Below are 15,956 nucleotides of genomic sequence, written 5' to 3'. Positions count from 1 at the left end.
ACCGCTTTTGGCGGCGTTCGCGACTATAACAGTAATGATTAAGTGCTTCAATTTTATAAAATATGTCCATAAAAATTGTTATGATTGCGCGATGACAATTCCTACTCCTACAACCTCCGGCGTTCAGCTGCTCGAGGTTGCGCCGGAACTCGCCGGCCAGCGCATCGATAATTTCCTCCGCACCCAGTTAAAGGGTGTGCCCAAGACATTGATTTACCGCATTTTGCGTAAAGGTGAGGTGCGGGTGAACAAGGGCCGTATCAAGCCGGAATACAAGCTGCAGGCGGGTGACATCATCCGCGTTCCGCCGCTGCGTCTGGCTGAGCGCGATGAGCCGGTGCCCTTGGCGCAGGGTCTGCTCGAGCGTCTCGAGGCGGCCATCGTTTATGAAGACAAAGCCTTGATCGTGCTGAACAAGCCGGCCGGTATCGCCGTGCATGGTGGCAGCGGCCTCAGCTACGGGGTGATAGAGGCCTTCCGTCAGCTGCGCCCGGACGCCAAGGAGCTGGAGCTGGTGCATCGCCTCGATCGCGATACTTCCGGGCTGTTGATGATCGCCAAGAAGCGCAGCATGCTGCGCCATCTGCATGAGGCTTTGCGCGGCGACGGTGTGGACAAGCGCTATATGGCGCTGGTTCGGGGGCATTGGGCGACCGCCAGGAAGCGGGTCAGTGCACCTTTGCAGAAGAGTAATCTGCGCTCCGGCGAGCGCATGGTCGAGGTCGATGACGAGGGCAAGGAGGCGCTGACGCTGTTTCGCGTGCTGCGCCGTTTCGGTGAGTTTGCCACCCTGGTCGAGGCCAAGCCGGTGACCGGTCGCACCCACCAGATTCGCGTGCACAGCCAGTATGCCGGGCATTGCATCGCCGGTGACAGCAAGTACGGCGATGACGACTTCAGTCGCGAGATCCGCGAGCTGGGCGGCAAGCGTCTGTTCCTGCATGCCTATGCGCTGGTCGTGCCGCTGCCCGATGGTGGCGAGCTCAGGCTGGAGGCGCCGGTCGATGCTGTCTGGGCGCATACGCTGGAGCGCCTGAGTGTCTGACTATGAGCTGTTGATCTTCGATTGGGACGGCACGCTGGTCGACTCCATTGGCCGTATCGTCGAGTCGATGCACTGGGCGGCGGATTCTTGCGGGCTGGCTCGGCGTGGCGATGCGCAGGTCAAGGGCATTATCGGGCTTGGCCTGCCGGAGGCGATCGCCAGTCTGCATCCCGAGCTGGTCGAGCCAGGGTTGGTCGAGCGCTTCCGTCGCTGTTACAGCGAGCGTTACCTGGCGCTGGAGGCTCAGCCTTCTGCGTTGTTCCCGGGGGTGGCCGAGGCGCTGGAGATGTTCCGTGCGCAGGGCTATCGTTTGGCCGTGGCCACGGGCAAGAGTCGTCATGGTTTGCAGCGCGTGCTGGCAGGGCGTGGCTGGCTGGATTACTTCGATGTCACCCGCTGCGCCGACGAAACGGCGAGCAAGCCGAATCCGCTGATGCTGGAACAGATCCTCGGGCATTGCGGCATTCCCGCGGAGCGGGCCTTGATGGTGGGTGATTCGTCGTTCGATTTGCAGATGGCTCGGTATGCCGGGGTGGACTCCGTAGCGGTAGGCTATGGAGCCCAGTCCCTGGCCGCGTTACGTGAGTATGGTCCGGCACTGGCGATAGACAATTTCGTGGAATTGCATGCCTGGCTCGATCGGCGTGCAGATGGGCAACCAATTGAGGTGGGTGAACATGTCGGATGAATGGAAAGCATCGGCTGTCGGCGAAAGCGATGATAAAAGCTGGAAGTTGCTGGAAAAAACCCTGTTGGCCGGCGTCCAGGAGCAGCGCCGGTCGCGGCGCTGGGGGATCTTCTTCAAGTCGCTGACTTTTATTTATCTGTTTGCTGCGCTGGCGCTGTTTGCGCCGCTGCTCGATCTGCAGGAAGGGGTCAAGGGCGGTGCGAGTCATACCGCATTGATCGAGGTGCGCGGGATGATCGCCGACAAGGAGATGGCCAGCGCCGACAACATAGTCGGCAGCCTGCGCGCAGCCTTCGAGGACAGCAAGACCAAGGGTGTGATTCTGCGGATCAACAGTCCGGGCGGCAGTCCGGTGCAGTCGGGTTACATCTATGACGAGATTCGGCGTCTGCGCGCCGAGTACCCGGCGATCAAGCTATATGCGGTGATCACCGATCTCGGGGCCTCCGGGGCCTATTACATCGCCAGTGCCGCGGATCAGATCTATGCTGACAAGGCCAGTCTGGTCGGCTCGATCGGCGTGACGGCGGCCGGGTTCGGCTTCGTCGGGGTGATGGAGAAGCTGGGTGTCGATCGCCGCGTGTATACCGCCGGCGAGCACAAGGCGTTTCTCGATCCCTTTCAGCCGCCTAGAGACGATGAGGCGCGGTTTTGGCAGGGCGTGCTGGAGACTACCCATCGCCAGTTCATCGACAGCGTCAAGCAGGGGCGTGGCGATCGGTTGAAATCGGCGGAGCATCCCGAGCTGTTTTCGGGGCTGGTGTGGTCGGGTGAGCAGGCGCTGCAGCTTGGCTTGATCGATGCCCTGGGCAATGCCAGCTATGTCGCGCGTGAAGTGATCGGCGAGAAGGAGTTGGTTGACTTCACGGTCAAGGAGTCGCCGTTCGATCGCTTTGCCAAGCGCCTGGGTGCCAGTGTCGCCGAGGATCTGGTCATGTGGATGGGCTTTCAGGGACCAAGCCTGCGCTAGTCGATTTTGCGTTGCATGCAGGCCCGGTCATTGATCGGGCTTGTTGCGTTATGGGATGTCGATGCCGGCTAGCTGGAGCATGTCCACCAGGCGGATCAGGGGTAGCCCGATCAGGCTGGTGGCGTCAGTGCCTTCGGTGCTGCGAAACAGGCTGACGCCCAGTCCCTCGGCCTTGAAGCTGCCGGCGCAGTCGTAGGGCTGCTCGGCCTCCAGGTAGCGGGTGATTTGCGCATTGCTCAGCTGGCGAAAGTGCACGGTGAAGGGGATGCAGTCGATCTGGCAGTGGCCGCTTTGGCTGTCGAGCAGGGCCAGGCCGGTGAGGAAGGTGATGCTGTTGCCGCTTGCGGCGAGCAATTGTGCGTGGGCGCGTTCGTGTGTGCGGGGTTTGCCGAGGATCTGCTTGCCCAGTACGGCGACCTGGTCCGAGCCGATGATCAGGTGCTGCGGATGCTGGAGCGATAGTGCACGGGCTTTTTCTTCCGCCAGGCGGCGCACCAGTGAGCTGGCGTCTTCATCGGGTCTAGCGGTTTCATCGATCGCCGGCGCGCTCCAGGTAAAGGGTAGGCGCAGGCGGGCCAATAGTTCTCGGCGGTAGGGCGAGCTGGAAGCGAGCACCAGGGGTAGCATGTTCGTGCATCTCCTTTTATATGGGTCGGGCAATTCTAGTCGGCGCTCTTCGCGCTGGACAGGCCGAATATCCTTTGACAGGGGCAGGGTGCATCCATAGAATGCGGCGCCTATGTTAAATGCACCGATTCCACCTCATGTTGATCCGCGCAAGTTGGCTGATCGTGGTGCCACGCTTGAAGGCGAGGTGCCGCTGGCCGATTTGGCGCGACTCTGCGAGCCACTTGCCGATAACCAAGGCATGGTACGTGCGAAGTTTTTCTTCGAGCGTGATGAGCGTAATGCTGTGGTTTTCCATAGTGAGCTCGAGGTTGAGGTCAAGATGGTTTGCCAGCGTTGTCTGGAACTGGTTGCCCTGCCGATCCACAGCACCTGTGATTACGCTGTGGTGAAAGAAGGTGCGCATACCCAGTCCGTGCCGAAGGGCTATGACGCGCTGGAGTTGGGTGAAGATCCATTGGATCTGCTGGCGCTGGTTGAGGAGGAGCTGTTGCTCGCCTTGCCCATTGTCCCGGTTCATGACCCTAAAGATTGCCAGCAGCCGGTCGGCCTCGAAGAGCCCGAGCCGAGCGAGGACGAGGTAACGCGGTCCAACCCGTTCAGTGTATTGGCGCAGTTAAAGCGTGACCCAAACGTTTAGGAGTTAATCAGTTATGGCTGTTCAGCAGAACAAAAAATCCCGTTCCGCCCGTGACATGCGTCGTTCGCACGATGCGCTCGATGCCAGCACGCTGTCCGTCGAGAAAAGCACCGGCGAAATCCATCTGCGCCACCACGTATCGCCGGAAGGTGTTTACCGTGGTCGCAAAGTGATCGACAAGGGCGCTGACGAGTAAATCTTGTCCGCTCCGATCATCGCGATTGATGCAATGGGTGGGGACTTCGGTCCCCACAGCATTGTTCAGGCCAGCATTGCCTGCCTGGCCGAGTACCCCTCGTTGCACCTGGTCCTAGTCGGCCAAGCCCCTCTTATCGAAGATTTGATTGCCCACAGCCCGGGCGTCGATCGTGCACGTCTGCATGTCGAGCATGCTGGCGAAGTGATCGCCATGGACGAGCGTCCGGCGCAGGCGTTGCGTGGCAAGGCGGATTCGTCGATGCGGGTGGCGCTGGAGTTGCTGCGTGACGGGCGGGCCCAGGCCTGCGTCAGTGCCGGCAATACCGGGGCCTTGATGGCGTTGTCGCGTTATGTGCTGAAAACCTTGCCGGGGATAGATCGTCCGGCCATGGTGACGGCTGTGCCAACTCGGACCGGCTGCTGTCACTTGCTCGACCTGGGGGCCAATGTCGACTGCAGTGCCGAGCAGCTCTACCAGTTCGCCGTGATGGGCGCGGTGGCCGCCGAGGCGCTGGGGGTGGTGCGGCCGCGGGTGGCGTTGCTCAATGTCGGCACCGAAGAGGTCAAGGGCAATCAGCAGGTCAAGCTTGCCGCGAGTCTCTTGCAACAAGCCTCCGGCTTGAATTACATCGGCTTCGTCGAGGGCGACGGGCTCTATCGTGGCGACGCCGATGTGGTGGTGTGCGACGGTTTTGTGGGCAATATTCTGCTCAAGTCCAGCGAAGGCCTGGCGACGATGATCGCGGCGCGTATCGAGCTGTTGTTCAGGCGCAACCTGGTTTCGCGGTTGGCAGGTCTGCTGGCGATGCCGGTGTTGCGTCGCTTGCGCACCGAGCTGGCGCCCGCGCAGCACAATGGTGCGAGCTTGCTCGGCCTGCAGGGTATTGTGGTGAAGAGTCATGGCTCGGCCGGCGCGGACGGTTTCAAGAGCGCCATTCGTCGCGCGCTGAGGGAAATTGGGGACAATTTGCCGCAGCGCTTGCATGGTCGCCTCGAGGGCAGGTTGCTCTGAGGCGGCTGTCGATCGGCTCTTCAGGTTTTCCGGTGCAGGGCTGGCGGTTGCCTGCCGATGTGACCGCGGCGGGTGGCCTGTCATCCAACTGTCAGTTTGTTGCGCTTGACTCTGCCAGGCGTGAATTTATTCGACGATAAGACCATAGAGGCTCGTTTACATGTCTGCATCCCTCGCATTCGTCTTTCCAGGACAAGGCTCGCAGTCGCTGGCGATGTTGGCCGGGCACGGCGCGCAGCAAGTCGTTATCGATACTTTTGCCGAGGCTTCCGAAGCGCTTGGCTACGACCTCTGGGCCTTGACCCAGCAGGGACCGGAAGAGCTGCTCAATCAAACCGACAAGACCCAGCCGGCGATCCTTGCCGCATCCATTGCCTTGTGGCGTCTGTGGTGCGCTGAGGGGGGGAGGCAGCCGGCGTTCGTTGCCGGCCATAGCCTGGGTGAATACTCGGCGCTGGTTGCTGCGGGCAGCCTGGCGTTCGCTGAGGCAGTCAAGCTGGTGGAGCTGCGCGGCCAGTTGATGCAGCAGGCGGTCCCGGCCGGTCAGGGCGGCATGGCGGCTATCCTCGGACTGGACGATGCCGAGGTGCTGGCGTCCTGCGCCGAGGCGGCGCAGGACGAGGTGGTGAGCGCGGTGAATTTCAATGCGCCTGGTCAGGTGGTGATCGCCGGTTCGGCTGCTGCTGTGACGCGCGCCGTCGAGGCGTGCAAGGCGCGTGGCGCCAAGCGGGCCATGCCGTTACCGGTCAGTGTGCCGTCGCATTGCGCGTTGATGCGCCCGGCTGCCGAGCGCTTCGCCGAGGCGGTTGCGGCTGTTGCCTGGCAAGCACCGCAGATCCCGTTGGTGCAGAATGTCAGCGCGAGCGTGGTTGCCGATCTCGCTACGCTCAGGGCCGATCTACTGGCGCAGTTGTACAGCCCGGTGCGCTGGGTCGAGTCTATCGTCTGTATGGCTGAGCAAGGCGTGACCGATCTGCTCGAGTGCGGCCCGGGCCGGGTCCTGTCGGGGCTGAACAAGCGCTGCGTCAAAGGAATCAATACTTATAATCTGGACACCCCGGACGCCTTCGCCGCCGCACGCGCGGCCTTGGCCTGAATTAGGAGAGGTTGTTATGAGCCTGCAAGGTAAGGTTGCATTGGTCACTGGCGCGAGTCGCGGCATTGGTCAAGCCATTGCTCTGGAGTTGGGCCGGCAGGGCGCCGTTGTGATCGGCACGGCGACTTCGCCGTCTGGTGCCGAGCGGATCGCCGAATACCTGAAAGAACATGGCGTCGAAGGGGCGGGTCTGGTGCTGGATGTCGGCAGCGACGAATCGGTCGCCACGACTCTGCAGCACATTCAGCAACACCTTGGCCAGCCGCTGATCCTGGTCAACAACGCGGGTATCACCCGCGATAACCTGATGTTGCGCATGAAAGATGACGAGTGGTTCGATGTCATCAACACCAACCTGAACAGCCTCTATCGGTTGTCCAAGGCAGTGCTGCGCGGTATGACCAAGGCGCGCTTCGGGCGCATCATCAATATCGGTTCGGTTGTCGGTGCCATGGGCAACGCCGGGCAAGTGAACTATGCTGCGTCCAAGGCCGGGCTGGAAGGTTTCGGTCGTGCCCTGGCGCGTGAAGTAGGTTCGCGGTCGATCACCGTAAATGCGGTGGCGCCTGGTTTTATCGATACCGATATGACCCGTGAACTGCCGGAGGCGCAGCGTGATGCGTTGCTGACACAGATTCCTCTGGGTCGTTTGGGGCAGGCCGAAGAGATCGCGAAAGTGGTCGCTTTCCTTGCTTCCGATGGCGCAGCCTACGTCACAGGCGCTACTATCCCTGTGAACGGCGGAATGTACATGAGCTGAATGTGGTCGTGCCTTCGGAAACTGTCATGGATGCTGCCTAGAATCCGCTATAAAAGCTGCATCGGATTATAGGTGGATCTTTCAAGTGTTCTGGGGCAACCTCGCATTCTGCTTGAAATGCTGAAAACCCTTTCTATACACTTGGCCGCAGACCAGCTGCCCGGATTTGTCCAATAGGAGTGAAAACACGGTATGAGCACCATCGAAGAACGCGTCAAGAAAATCGTTGCCGAGCAACTTGGCGTCAAAGAAGACGAAGTAACCAACAGCGCTTCCTTCGTTGAAGACTTGGGTGCCGACTCCCTTGACACTGTTGAGCTGGTGATGGCTCTCGAGGAAGAATTCGAGACGGAAATCCCGGATGAACAAGCCGAGAAAATCACCACCGTTCAGGAAGCTATCGATTACGTGACTGCGCACGCGCAATAAGCTGATCGTCGATTCCCGACCTGGAAAAGCCGCACAGCCCTTATCGGGCGTGCGGTTTTTCTTTGACGGGGTGTTGAAAACGGCCATGCGGCCCGCTTGCGTATGCTTGGCTGGATGACTTGCTACGTTTGCCCTGCGGGTCCGCTTTGGCTGTTGCTGCGTAGCGTGGCGTAGTGTCTTGCCTTTTCTTCGCTCGTTATCTGCGGTCAGGATAAGGGAGCTGTTAGGCGTTGAATAACCGAATAAGAGGAGATTGCTGTGTCGCGTAGACGCGTCGTGGTTACCGGTATGGGCATGCTGTCGCCGCTGGGTAACGATGTGCCGAGCAGCTGGCAGGGGATTTTGGCCGGACGCAGTGGCATCGCCCCCATCGAACACATGGATCTTTCCGCTTACACCACCCGTTTTGGTGGTTCGGTCAAGGGGTTCAATGTCGAGGAGTATTTGTCCGCCAAAGAGGCGCGCAAGCTCGATCTATTTATTCAATACGGCTTGGCCGCGAGCTTTCAGGCTGTGCGCGATTCCGGGTTGGAAGTGACCGACGCCAACCGTGAGCGTATCGGTGTGGCGCTTGGCTCGGGTATTGGCGGTCTGACCAATATCGAGAACAACTGCAAGTTGTTGCATGAACTCGGCCCGCGGCGCATTTCGCCGTTTTTCGTGCCGGGCTCGATTATCAACATGATTTCCGGGTTCCTGTCGATCCATCTGGGGCTGCAGGGGCCGAATTATGCGATCGCCACGGCCTGTACCACAGGTACTCATTGCATCGGCATGGCCGCGCGCAATATTGCCTACGGCGAAGCCGATGTAATGGTCGCCGGTGGCGCCGAGATGGCCGCGTGTGGTTTGGGCATCGGTGGTTTTGCTGCGGCGCGGGCGCTGTCCACGCGCAACGACGATCCGGCCAGTGCCAGCCGTCCGTGGGATAAGGATCGTGACGGCTTCGTGCTGGCCGATGGTGCCGGTGCGCTGGTGCTGGAAGAGTTGGAGCACGCCAAGGCGCGTGGTGCGACCATCTATGCCGAATTGATCGGCTTTGGCATGAGTGGCGACGCCTATCACATGACGTCGCCACCGGAGGATGGTGCCGGCGCCGCCCGCTGCATTGCCAATGCCATGCGCGACGCCGGCTTGAATGCTGATCAGGTGCAGTACATCAACGCCCACGGCACCTCGACTTCAGCGGGCGACAAGGCCGAGGTCGCGGCCATCAAGTCGGTGTTCGGCGAACATGCCTACCGGCTTGCCGTCAGCTCGACCAAATCGATGACCGGCCACCTGCTGGGCGCTGCTGGCGCGGTTGAGGCGATCTTCAGCATCCTGGCGATTCGTGAGCAGGTGGCGCCGCCAACCATCAACCTGGACGAACCTGGTGAGGGCTGCGACCTCGACTTCGTTGCGCACCAGGCCAAAGCCATGCCGATCGATGTGGTGCTGTCCAATTCCTTCGGTTTTGGCGGCACCAACGGCTCGCTGGTGTTCCGCCGGTACGTCGGTTGATGCCGAGCTGGATCGACGGTCAGCCGCTGGAGTGGCTCTCCGTCAAGGATCGTGGTCTGGCCTACGGCGATGGGTTGTTCGAGACCGTCGCCGTCAGAGCAGGCAGCCCCGTACTGCTGGACCGGCACCTGGCGCGGCTTGGCGAAGGCTGTGCGCGCCTGCTGATCGATCTCGATCTGGCGCTGGTGCGTGCGGAGCTGCTGGCCTTCAGTCGTGAATTGGGCGATGGCGTGGCCAAGTTGATCGTGACCCGTGGCGACGGTTTGCGCGGTTACGCTCCGCCGCAGCCAGCGGTGCCGCGACGGATTCTGCAGGGCGGCGCGAAACCCGCTTATCCGGCCGGTAATGCAGCGCTGGGCGTACGTTTGTTCCCCTGTGCGACGCGCCTGGCCGAGCAACCGCTGTTGGCCGGGATCAAGCATTTGAATCGGCTCGAGCAGGTGCTGGCGCGTGCCGAGTGGCAGGACGCCGAGCATGCCGAAGGCTTGATGCTGGATGCCTCGGGGCGGGTGATCGAGGGTGTCTACAGCAATCTGTTTCTGTTGAAGGGTGGCGTCTTGCTCACGCCTGATCTTGCTCGTTGTGGCGTGGCTGGGGTGATGCGTGCCGAACTGCTGGCACAAGCTGAGCGGCAAGGTTTGCCCTGCCAGGTGGGCGACATCGCACTTGAGGCGTTGCTGCAGGCCGATGAGGTCTTTCTCTGCAACAGTCTCTATGGCGTCTGGCCTGTCCGTGCCTTGCAACGGCATCAGTGGTCGGTTGGCCCGCTGACCCGTAAACTGCAGGTCATAGCCCGCGATCTACTGGACAGCTGATTTGTGATACGTAAATTGTTGTTGCTGCTTGAGGGCGGTGTATTAGTGGCTGGTCTGCTGTTGGTCTTTGTTGCCTGGCAGCAGCACTCTGCGCTCGAGCAACCGTTGAATCTGACCGAGGAGTTGATGCTTGAAGTGCCTGCAGGCGCCACGCCGGGTGGCGTGCTCAATCGCCTGCAGGCTGATGGTGTTTTGCATGATGCGTTCTGGCTGCGACTCTACTGGCGCTTCAATCTCAAGGGGCAGCCTCTGCATAGTGGCGAGTATCGCCTCACTCCGGAACTCAGCGTACGCGATTTGCTCGGGCTGTGGCGACGTGGCGAGGTGGTGCAATACAGCCTGACGCTGGTGGAAGGTTGGAGTTTTCGTCAGGTTCGTGCGGCCCTGGAGCGCCAAAGCAAGCTTGAACTGACCTTGAGCGAACTTAGCGACGCCCAGTTGATGGCGCGCCTGGGCTACCCGGACGTCAATCCGGAAGGGCGCTTCTTTCCCGATACCTACCGTTTCGTGCGCGGCATGAGCGACCTTGATTTACTCAAGCAAGCCTACACCCGCCTGGAGCAGGTCTTGGCCGATGAGTGGCAAGGGCGCGCCGATGGGCTGCCTTATAAGAGTCCTTATGACGCCTTGATCATGGCCTCGATCATCGAAAAGGAGACCGGGGTGCCTGAGGAGCGTGGCGAGATTGCCGGTGTGTTTGTCCGGCGTCTGCGCATCGGCATGCGCCTGCAGACCGACCCGACGGTGATTTATGGCCTGGGTGAGCGCTACAACGGCAAGTTGACGCGCGCGCACCTGCGTGAGCCGACGGCCTATAACACTTATGTGATCGATGGCATGCCGCCGACGCCGATCGCCATGGTCGGACGCGAGGCGATCAATGCCGCGCTGCATCCGGTGGCGGGCAAGAGCCTGTATTTCGTCGCCCGCGGCGATGGCAGCCATGTATTCTCCGACAGCCTCGAGGCGCACAACCGTGCAGTGCGCGAGTACCAGCTCACGCGCCGCGAGGATTACCGTTCAACTCCTGCCCCGGTGCAGTCGAACAATCAATAAAGGACAGCCTGTGAGCGGTTTGTTTATCACGCTGGAAGGCCCTGAAGGCGCTGGCAAAAGCACCAACCGCGAGTTCCTCGCCGAGCGTCTGCGCGCGCAAGGTATAGAGGTGCTGTTGACTCGTGAGCCAGGCGGTACACCACTGGCCGAGCGCATCCGTGAGCTGTTGTTGACGCCGAGCGATGAACCGATGGCGGCCGATACCGAGTTGCTCTTGGTGTTCGCGGCCCGTGCCCAGCATCTGACCCAGGTGATTCGCCCCGCGCTGGCCCGTGGTTGCGTGGTGCTCTGCGACCGCTTTACCGATGCGACCTATGCCTATCAGGGTGGCGGTCGCGGTCTGTCGCAGGCACGTATTGCCGTGTTGGAAAACTTCGTGCAGGGCGATCTGCGTCCGGATTTGACCCTGGTGTTCGATTTGCCGGTAGAGGTCGGCCTGGCCCGTGCTGCGGCGCGCGGCCGCCTGGATCGGTTCGAGCAGGAGGGGCGGGGTTTTTTCGAAGCGGTGCGCCAGACCTATTTGCGCCGTGCCAGTGAAGAGCCGCGGCGTTATCGGATCTTGAATGCCGCGCAGTCGCTGAGTCAGGTGCAGCAGGATCTGGACGCCATGTTGGGGCATATCGTGGAGCTGTGCCGTGGCTGAAGGCTATCCCTGGCAGGCCACACTCTGGCAGCAACTGGCCGGGCGCAGCCAGCATGCCCATGCCTATCTGCTGCATGGGCCGGCCGGTATCGGTAAGCGTGCGCTTGCCGAACGTCTGATGGCCCGTTTGCTCTGTCAGCGGCCTGTAGAGCTGGATGCCTGCGGTCAGTGCAAGTCCTGCCACCTGCTGGCTGCCGGCAGCCATCCGGACAACTACATTCTGCAGCCGGAAGAAGTCGACAAGGCGATCAAGGTCGACCAGGTGCGTGATTTGGTCAATTTCGTGGTGCAGACCGCCCAACTCGCCGGACGCAAGGTGGTGCTGGTCGAGCCGGCCGAAGCGATGAACCTCAACGCCGCCAACGCCCTGCTGAAAAGCCTGGAAGAGCCTTCCGGCGATACGGTTCTGCTGTTGATCAGCCATCAGCCCAGTCGCTTGCTGCCGACGGTGAGGAGTCGCTGCGTGCAGCAGGCCTGCCCATTGCCGAGCCAGGCGCTGAGCCAGGACTGGTTGGCCCAGGCGTTGCCGGAGTGCGCCGAGGAGGAGCGCGCCGAGCTGCTCTGTCTGGCGGCTGGCTCGCCCTTGGTCGCCGCGCGCATGCACGCTCAGGGCGTGCGTCAGCAGCGTGCCCTGGTGGTCGAGGGGGTCAAGAAGCTGCTCAAGCAGCAGATCGCGCCGAGTCCGCTGGCGGAAAGCTGGAACGCGGTAGCCTTGCAGCTGTTGTTCGACTGGTTCTGTGATTGGGCGCAGTTGATCCTGCGTTATCAGCTGACCCGTGACGAGACCGGGCTGGGGCAGGCCGATATGCGCAAGGTCGTACAGTACCTGGCGGAGAAAACGCCCCAGCCGAAAGTCCTGCAGATGCAGGATTGGTTGCTGGCGCAGCGGCAGAAGGTCATGGGCAAAGCCAACCTCAATCGTGTCCTGCTTCTCGAAGCCCTGCTGGTGCAGTGGGCAAGCTTGCCCGGACCGGGCTAGAATCGGCCAACAAGTAATGGAAACCAGGAACGCCGCATGAGCTTGCCACCTAATTTGGGTCCGCGTAACGGAATCCTGTCTCTGACCATCAAAGACAAGTCCGTGCTCTATGCCGCTTACATGCCCTTTATCAAGAATGGCGGGCTGTTTATCCCGACCAACAAGAGCTACAAGCTTGGCGATGAGGTGTTCATGTTGCTCAACTTGATGGACGAGCCGGAGAAGATCCCGGTTGCCGGCAAGGTGGTGTGGATCACCCCCAAGGGCGCGCAAGGCAACCGCGCGGCGGGTGTCGGTGTGCAGTTCAATGACGGTGACAACTCCGCGCGCAACAAAATCGAGACCTACCTGGCGGGTGCGCTGAAGTCGGATCGGCCAACCCATACGATGTAATAATCGTGAGCGACAAGCCGCAAGCCATAAGCTGCAAGCTAGAAACGAGTTTGTGACTTGGCGCTTGAAGCTTACGGCTTGAGGCTTCACTCCATGCTTATCGATTCCCACTGTCACCTCGATCGCCTCGATCTGGCCGCCCATGGCGGTTCCCTCGATGCCGCGCTGGATGCGGCGCGGGCGCGCGGCGTCGGGCATTTCCTCTGTATCGGCGTCAGCGCCGACAATGCGGCGGCGGTCAAAGGCCTGGCCGAACGCTATGCCGATGTCGATTGCTCGATCGGGGTTCATCCGCTGGATCTCGAACCAGGCGTTGCGCCAGGCCTGGACTGGCTGCTGGCCGAGCTGAAGCATCCACGGGTGGTGGCCATCGGTGAGACCGGGCTGGACTACCACTATGAACCGCAAGCCGCAGCCTTGCAGCAGCAGGCTTTCCGCCTGCACCTGCAGGCCGCCCGGATCACCGGCAAGCCGGTGATCGTGCACACCCGGGAAGCCCGTGCCGATACCCTGGCCTTGCTGCGCGAGGCTGCCTTGCCCCAGGCGGGGGTGCTGCATTGTTTCACCGAGGACTGGGCAATGGCCAAGGCCGCGCTGGATCTCGGCTTTTATATTTCCCTGTCGGGCATCGTCACCTTCCGCAATGCCGAGGCGCTGCGCGAAGTCGCTCGCCAGGTGCCGGCCGATCGCTTGCTGGTGGAAACCGACTCGCCTTACCTGGCGCCGGTACCGCACCGCGGCAAGCCGAATCTGCCTGAATACGTACGCGAGGTGGCCGAGTATCTGGCGCAGTTGCGGGGCGTGAGCTTCGAGCAGTTGGCCAATCAGACCGGCGCCAACTTCAAGCGCCTGTTCCCGTTGGCGCGGGTTGCCTGACGATTGCGAGCGGGCGCAATGCCACCCGTCTGATGCAGTCCGTGCTTCATGGAGCGTTGCTCGCCGCAGGCGGTATGCCTAAGGGAGGCAAAAAAAACCCGGGTTCTGGGGGGGAATCCGGGTCAAGACCATTAGGAGTAAATCAAGGCACGCGGTCCACGGTACCTTGCCTGGTGGGGCACTTGGGGGGAGATGCCGCACACCAGTACCTATGAGTATTGGCGAAGTTTGCCGAACGTCCAGGCTCATTAAGCTCATTTTTTAAACAGATTTGGAATACCTGGCCGGCTGTTGAGTCCTCACCCTGTTGCCAACTGGTGTAGCAGGCTCAGGGTTTCCTCTATTACCCCTGCCTCGCTGTAGAAATGTGGGGACAGGCGGATGCCGGCGCCACGCTGCGCACAAATCACCTGTTCAGACCTGAGGCGTTGGAACAGTGCCTGATTATTCCAGCCGGCGAGGCTGAAGGTGACGATGCCGGCACGGCGCGCCGGGTCAATCGGGCTATGCAGCGTTACGCCAGGGACAGTGGCCAGGCCGTCGAACAGCCATTGCACGCGTGCCTGCACGGCCTTGCCGACCTCGATCATGCCGACTTCCTCGAGCAGTGACAGGCTGGCTTCCAGCGCCATGGCCCCGAGCATGTTCGGGCTGCCGCACTCGAAGCGTCTGGCCGAGTGCGCAGGCTGCCAATCCTGGCGCAGGTAGTCGCTGTGGTGTTCGAGCATATGCCAGCCGTATTCATGCAATTCAAGCTGGGCGCGCAGGTCGCTGCGGCAATAGAAGACGCCGAGTCCTTCCGGGCCGAGCAGCCATTTATGCCCATCGGCCATGGCGAAGGCGCACTGGCAGGCCTGGGCGTCGAAGGGCAGGGCGCCGAGTTGCTGGATCGCATCGACGCAAAACAGTACGCCGCGTTGTTGGCAGCCATGGCCGAGGCGCTGCAGGTCCAGGCGCAGGCCGCTGGCGTATTGCACGGCGCTGATCGACAGCAGCCGGGTGCGCGGGCCGCAGGCGTTGAGCAGGCTGGCTTCCGGGGCGTAGCTAAGGTCGACCTTGATCACCTCGACCCCTTGCGGTTCGAGCGCCTCCCAGACCACCCGGTTGGACGGGAACTCCTCGTTGCTGATCACCACCTGATCGCCCGCGTGCCAATCCAGGCCGAACGCCACGAAGGACAGCGCCTGCGAGGTGCTTTTGACCAGCGCGATATCGTCGCACGAGGGGGCATTGAGCAGTCGCGTCAGGCGTTCGCGCAGGCGGTGTTCGACCAGCAGCCAATCCGCGTAGTCGCGGGCGCCGACCCGGGCGTTCTGTTCGGCAAAGCGCTTGACCGCCAGCACGGCGCGCCGTGGCCAGGGCGCGACTGCGGCATGGTTCAGGTAACGCAGACCGGGAAGTTGCGGAAACTCGTCATGAATGCCGTACATGGTCGGATGATCCGTGCAATTTTGCGCTAGTTAGGCATAATACTCGGCTTCGATTTTCGACCTCTTAGTCCTTCTTATGCAGAATGAACCCCGTAAGGTCCGTGAGTTTCGCCGCCGCGAGCAGGAAATTCTCGACACCGCGCTGAAACTGTTCCTCGAGCAGGGTGAAGACAGCGTTACTGTCGAGATGATCGCCGACGCCGTCGGTATCGGCAAAGGCACCATCTACAAGCACTTCAAGTCCAAGGCGGAGATCTATCTGCGCCTGATGCTCGACTACGAACGCGACTTGAACGAGTTGCTGCATTCGGCCGACATCGACCGTGACAAGGAAGCGCTGTCGCGTGCCTACTTCGAGTTCCGTATGCGCGATCCGCAACGCTACCGCTTGTTCGACCGCCTGGAAGAGAAGGTGGTCAAGGGTAACCAGGTGCCGGAACTGGTCGAGCAGTTGCACAGGATCCGCGCCTCCAACTTCGAGCGTCTGACTCAGCTGATCAAGGGCCGCATCGCCGAAGGCAAGCTGGAAGACGTGCCGCCGTATTTTCATTATTGCGCAGCCTGGGCGCTGGTGCATGGTGCCGTGGCGCTTTATCACTCGCCGTTCTGGAGCAACGTGCTGGAAGACCAGGAGGGCTTCTTCCAGTTCCTCATGGATATCGGTGTACGCATGGGCAACAAGCGCAAACGCGACACCGAGACTCCGGCCAGTTGACGGTATTCGGCTGCTTGATAGCGCATGCAGTGCGTGTGCCGGCGCTGATTGCGGCGATATACTCCGAGTAATGTCAATCGG

Annotated in this window: 19 protein-coding genes; 17 read left to right on the top strand and 2 right to left on the bottom strand. The window is 61.3% G+C overall.

All coding sequences use genetic code 11. The features are described from left to right. Positions 1 to 91 precede the first annotated feature (91 nt). Genes rluC through BM315_RS02090 form a run of 3 tightly spaced genes read left to right on the top strand, consistent with a single transcriptional unit; the run spans position 92 to position 2,703 of the window. On the top strand, positions 92 to 1,045 hold the full coding sequence (gene rluC, locus BM315_RS02100; protein WP_090497313.1) for a 23S rRNA pseudouridine(955/2504/2580) synthase RluC: 954 nt from the start codon (positions 92 to 94) through the stop codon (positions 1,043 to 1,045). Continuing rightward, positions 1,038 to 1,733: an HAD-IA family hydrolase gene (locus BM315_RS02095; RefSeq protein WP_090497311.1), complete on the top strand. Its 696-nt coding sequence runs from the start codon at positions 1,038 to 1,040 to the stop codon at positions 1,731 to 1,733. Before rluC ends, BM315_RS02095 begins: the two co-directional genes overlap by 8 nt. Continuing rightward, on the top strand, positions 1,723 to 2,703 hold the full coding sequence (locus BM315_RS02090; RefSeq protein ID WP_090497309.1) for a S49 family peptidase: 981 nt from the start codon (positions 1,723 to 1,725) through the stop codon (positions 2,701 to 2,703). Before BM315_RS02095 ends, BM315_RS02090 begins: the two co-directional genes overlap by 11 nt. 48 nt (positions 2,704 to 2,751) lie before the next feature. Here the strand turns inward: BM315_RS02090 and BM315_RS02085 are convergent, their stop codons facing one another. After that, complete coding sequence (locus BM315_RS02085) at positions 2,752 to 3,330, bottom strand: Maf family protein (RefSeq protein ID WP_090497307.1); 579 nt, start codon at positions 3,328 to 3,330, stop codon at positions 2,752 to 2,754. A gap of 112 nt (positions 3,331 to 3,442) precedes the next feature. On the opposite strand from BM315_RS02085, the gene BM315_RS02080 reads away from it, so the two are divergent. The 13 genes from BM315_RS02080 (at position 3,443) to BM315_RS02020 (ending at position 13,730) form a co-directional block, all read left to right on the top strand. Then, positions 3,443 to 3,970: a YceD family protein gene (locus BM315_RS02080; RefSeq protein ID WP_090497305.1), complete on the top strand. Its 528-nt coding sequence runs from the start codon at positions 3,443 to 3,445 to the stop codon at positions 3,968 to 3,970. 13 nt (positions 3,971 to 3,983) lie between these two features. Next, positions 3,984 to 4,166 (top strand): 50S ribosomal protein L32, encoded by a 183-nt coding sequence (gene rpmF, locus BM315_RS02075; protein WP_079201670.1) that lies wholly within the window; start codon positions 3,984 to 3,986, stop codon positions 4,164 to 4,166. 3 nt (positions 4,167 to 4,169) lie between these two features. Further along, complete coding sequence (gene plsX, locus BM315_RS02070; protein ID WP_090497303.1) at positions 4,170 to 5,180, top strand: phosphate acyltransferase PlsX; 1,011 nt, start codon at positions 4,170 to 4,172, stop codon at positions 5,178 to 5,180. Between the two features lie 160 nt (positions 5,181 to 5,340). Next, positions 5,341 to 6,276: an ACP S-malonyltransferase gene (fabD, locus tag BM315_RS02065; protein WP_090497301.1), complete on the top strand. Its 936-nt coding sequence runs from the start codon at positions 5,341 to 5,343 to the stop codon at positions 6,274 to 6,276. Positions 6,277 to 6,292: 16 nt separating this feature from the next. Next, complete coding sequence (gene fabG, locus BM315_RS02060) at positions 6,293 to 7,036, top strand: 3-oxoacyl-ACP reductase FabG (protein WP_090497299.1); 744 nt, start codon at positions 6,293 to 6,295, stop codon at positions 7,034 to 7,036. A 192-nt stretch (positions 7,037 to 7,228) separates the two neighbouring features. Further along, positions 7,229 to 7,465 (top strand): acyl carrier protein, encoded by a 237-nt coding sequence (gene acpP / locus BM315_RS02055; RefSeq protein WP_090497298.1) that lies wholly within the window; start codon positions 7,229 to 7,231, stop codon positions 7,463 to 7,465. 258 nt (positions 7,466 to 7,723) lie between these two features. Next, the gene (fabF, locus tag BM315_RS02050) at positions 7,724 to 8,968 is read left to right on the top strand and encodes a beta-ketoacyl-ACP synthase II (protein ID WP_090497296.1); all 1,245 of its coding nucleotides are present in this window, start codon (positions 7,724 to 7,726) and stop codon (positions 8,966 to 8,968) included. After that, positions 8,968 to 9,783: an aminodeoxychorismate lyase gene (pabC, locus tag BM315_RS02045; RefSeq protein ID WP_090497294.1), complete on the top strand. Its 816-nt coding sequence runs from the start codon at positions 8,968 to 8,970 to the stop codon at positions 9,781 to 9,783. Before fabF ends, pabC begins: the two co-directional genes overlap by 1 nt. A 3-nt stretch (positions 9,784 to 9,786) precedes the next feature. Continuing rightward, positions 9,787 to 10,839: an endolytic transglycosylase MltG gene (gene mltG / locus BM315_RS02040; protein ID WP_090497292.1), complete on the top strand. Its 1,053-nt coding sequence runs from the start codon at positions 9,787 to 9,789 to the stop codon at positions 10,837 to 10,839. Positions 10,840 to 10,849: 10 nt separating this feature from the next. Next, positions 10,850 to 11,482, top strand: coding sequence for a dTMP kinase (gene tmk, locus BM315_RS02035; RefSeq protein WP_090497290.1), 633 nt, complete (start codon positions 10,850 to 10,852; stop codon positions 11,480 to 11,482). Continuing rightward, complete coding sequence (locus BM315_RS02030; protein WP_090497289.1) at positions 11,475 to 12,461, top strand: DNA polymerase III subunit delta'; 987 nt, start codon at positions 11,475 to 11,477, stop codon at positions 12,459 to 12,461. The genes tmk and BM315_RS02030 overlap by 8 nt, the downstream gene beginning before the upstream one ends. Before the next feature lie 36 nt (positions 12,462 to 12,497). Further along, positions 12,498 to 12,854, top strand: coding sequence for a PilZ domain-containing protein (locus BM315_RS02025; RefSeq protein ID WP_090497287.1), 357 nt, complete (start codon positions 12,498 to 12,500; stop codon positions 12,852 to 12,854). Between the two features lie 93 nt (positions 12,855 to 12,947). Continuing rightward, entirely contained in the window at positions 12,948 to 13,730 is a 783-nt protein-coding gene (locus BM315_RS02020; RefSeq protein WP_090497285.1) for a TatD family hydrolase, read from the top strand. A gap of 299 nt (positions 13,731 to 14,029) precedes the next feature. On the opposite strand, the gene BM315_RS02015 is transcribed toward BM315_RS02020, so the two are convergent. Next, positions 14,030 to 15,160: an aminotransferase class V-fold PLP-dependent enzyme gene (locus tag BM315_RS02015; protein ID WP_090497283.1), complete on the bottom strand. Its 1,131-nt coding sequence runs from the start codon at positions 15,158 to 15,160 to the stop codon at positions 14,030 to 14,032. Between the two features lie 76 nt (positions 15,161 to 15,236). Here BM315_RS02015 and BM315_RS02010 point away from each other — a divergent pair, with 76 nt between their 5' ends. Continuing rightward, the gene (locus BM315_RS02010) at positions 15,237 to 15,875 is read left to right on the top strand and encodes a TetR/AcrR family transcriptional regulator (protein WP_090497281.1); all 639 of its coding nucleotides are present in this window, start codon (positions 15,237 to 15,239) and stop codon (positions 15,873 to 15,875) included. The last annotated feature ends 81 nt before the right edge of the window (positions 15,876 to 15,956 follow it).

This window comes from Pseudomonas borbori (assembly GCF_900115555.1).
In the GTDB taxonomy this organism is placed as follows: domain Bacteria; phylum Pseudomonadota; class Gammaproteobacteria; order Pseudomonadales; family Pseudomonadaceae; genus Aquipseudomonas; species Aquipseudomonas borbori.
This window is presented reverse-complemented; position numbering and strand designations above follow the sequence as displayed.

What these genes read in the sequence shown, in the direction of transcription:
- fabD (WP_090497301.1), top strand. Translation starts at nt 5,341, where the DNA reads ATGTCTGCATCCCTCGCATTCGTCTTTCCAGGACAAGGCTCGCAGTCG.
- acpP (WP_090497298.1), top strand. Translation starts at nt 7,229, where the DNA reads ATGAGCACCATCGAAGAACGCGTCAAGAAAATCGTTGCCGAGCAACTT.
- BM315_RS02010 (WP_090497281.1), top strand. Translation starts at nt 15,237, where the DNA reads ATGCAGAATGAACCCCGTAAGGTCCGTGAGTTTCGCCGCCGCGAGCAG.
- BM315_RS02080 (WP_090497305.1), top strand. Translation starts at nt 3,443, where the DNA reads ATGTTAAATGCACCGATTCCACCTCATGTTGATCCGCGCAAGTTGGCT.
- BM315_RS02015 (WP_090497283.1), bottom strand. Translation starts at nt 15,160, where the DNA reads ATGTACGGCATTCATGACGAGTTTCCGCAACTTCCCGGTCTGCGTTAC.
- BM315_RS02085 (WP_090497307.1), bottom strand. Translation starts at nt 3,330, where the DNA reads ATGCTACCCCTGGTGCTCGCTTCCAGCTCGCCCTACCGCCGAGAACTA.
- rpmF (WP_079201670.1), top strand. Translation starts at nt 3,984, where the DNA reads ATGGCTGTTCAGCAGAACAAAAAATCCCGTTCCGCCCGTGACATGCGT.
- BM315_RS02025 (WP_090497287.1), top strand. Translation starts at nt 12,498, where the DNA reads ATGAGCTTGCCACCTAATTTGGGTCCGCGTAACGGAATCCTGTCTCTG.
- pabC (WP_090497294.1), top strand. Translation starts at nt 8,968, where the DNA reads ATGCCGAGCTGGATCGACGGTCAGCCGCTGGAGTGGCTCTCCGTCAAG.
- BM315_RS02020 (WP_090497285.1), top strand. Translation starts at nt 12,948, where the DNA reads ATGCTTATCGATTCCCACTGTCACCTCGATCGCCTCGATCTGGCCGCC.
- fabG (WP_090497299.1), top strand. Translation starts at nt 6,293, where the DNA reads ATGAGCCTGCAAGGTAAGGTTGCATTGGTCACTGGCGCGAGTCGCGGC.
- BM315_RS02090 (WP_090497309.1), top strand. Translation starts at nt 1,723, where the DNA reads ATGTCGGATGAATGGAAAGCATCGGCTGTCGGCGAAAGCGATGATAAA.
- rluC (WP_090497313.1), top strand. Translation starts at nt 92, where the DNA reads ATGACAATTCCTACTCCTACAACCTCCGGCGTTCAGCTGCTCGAGGTT.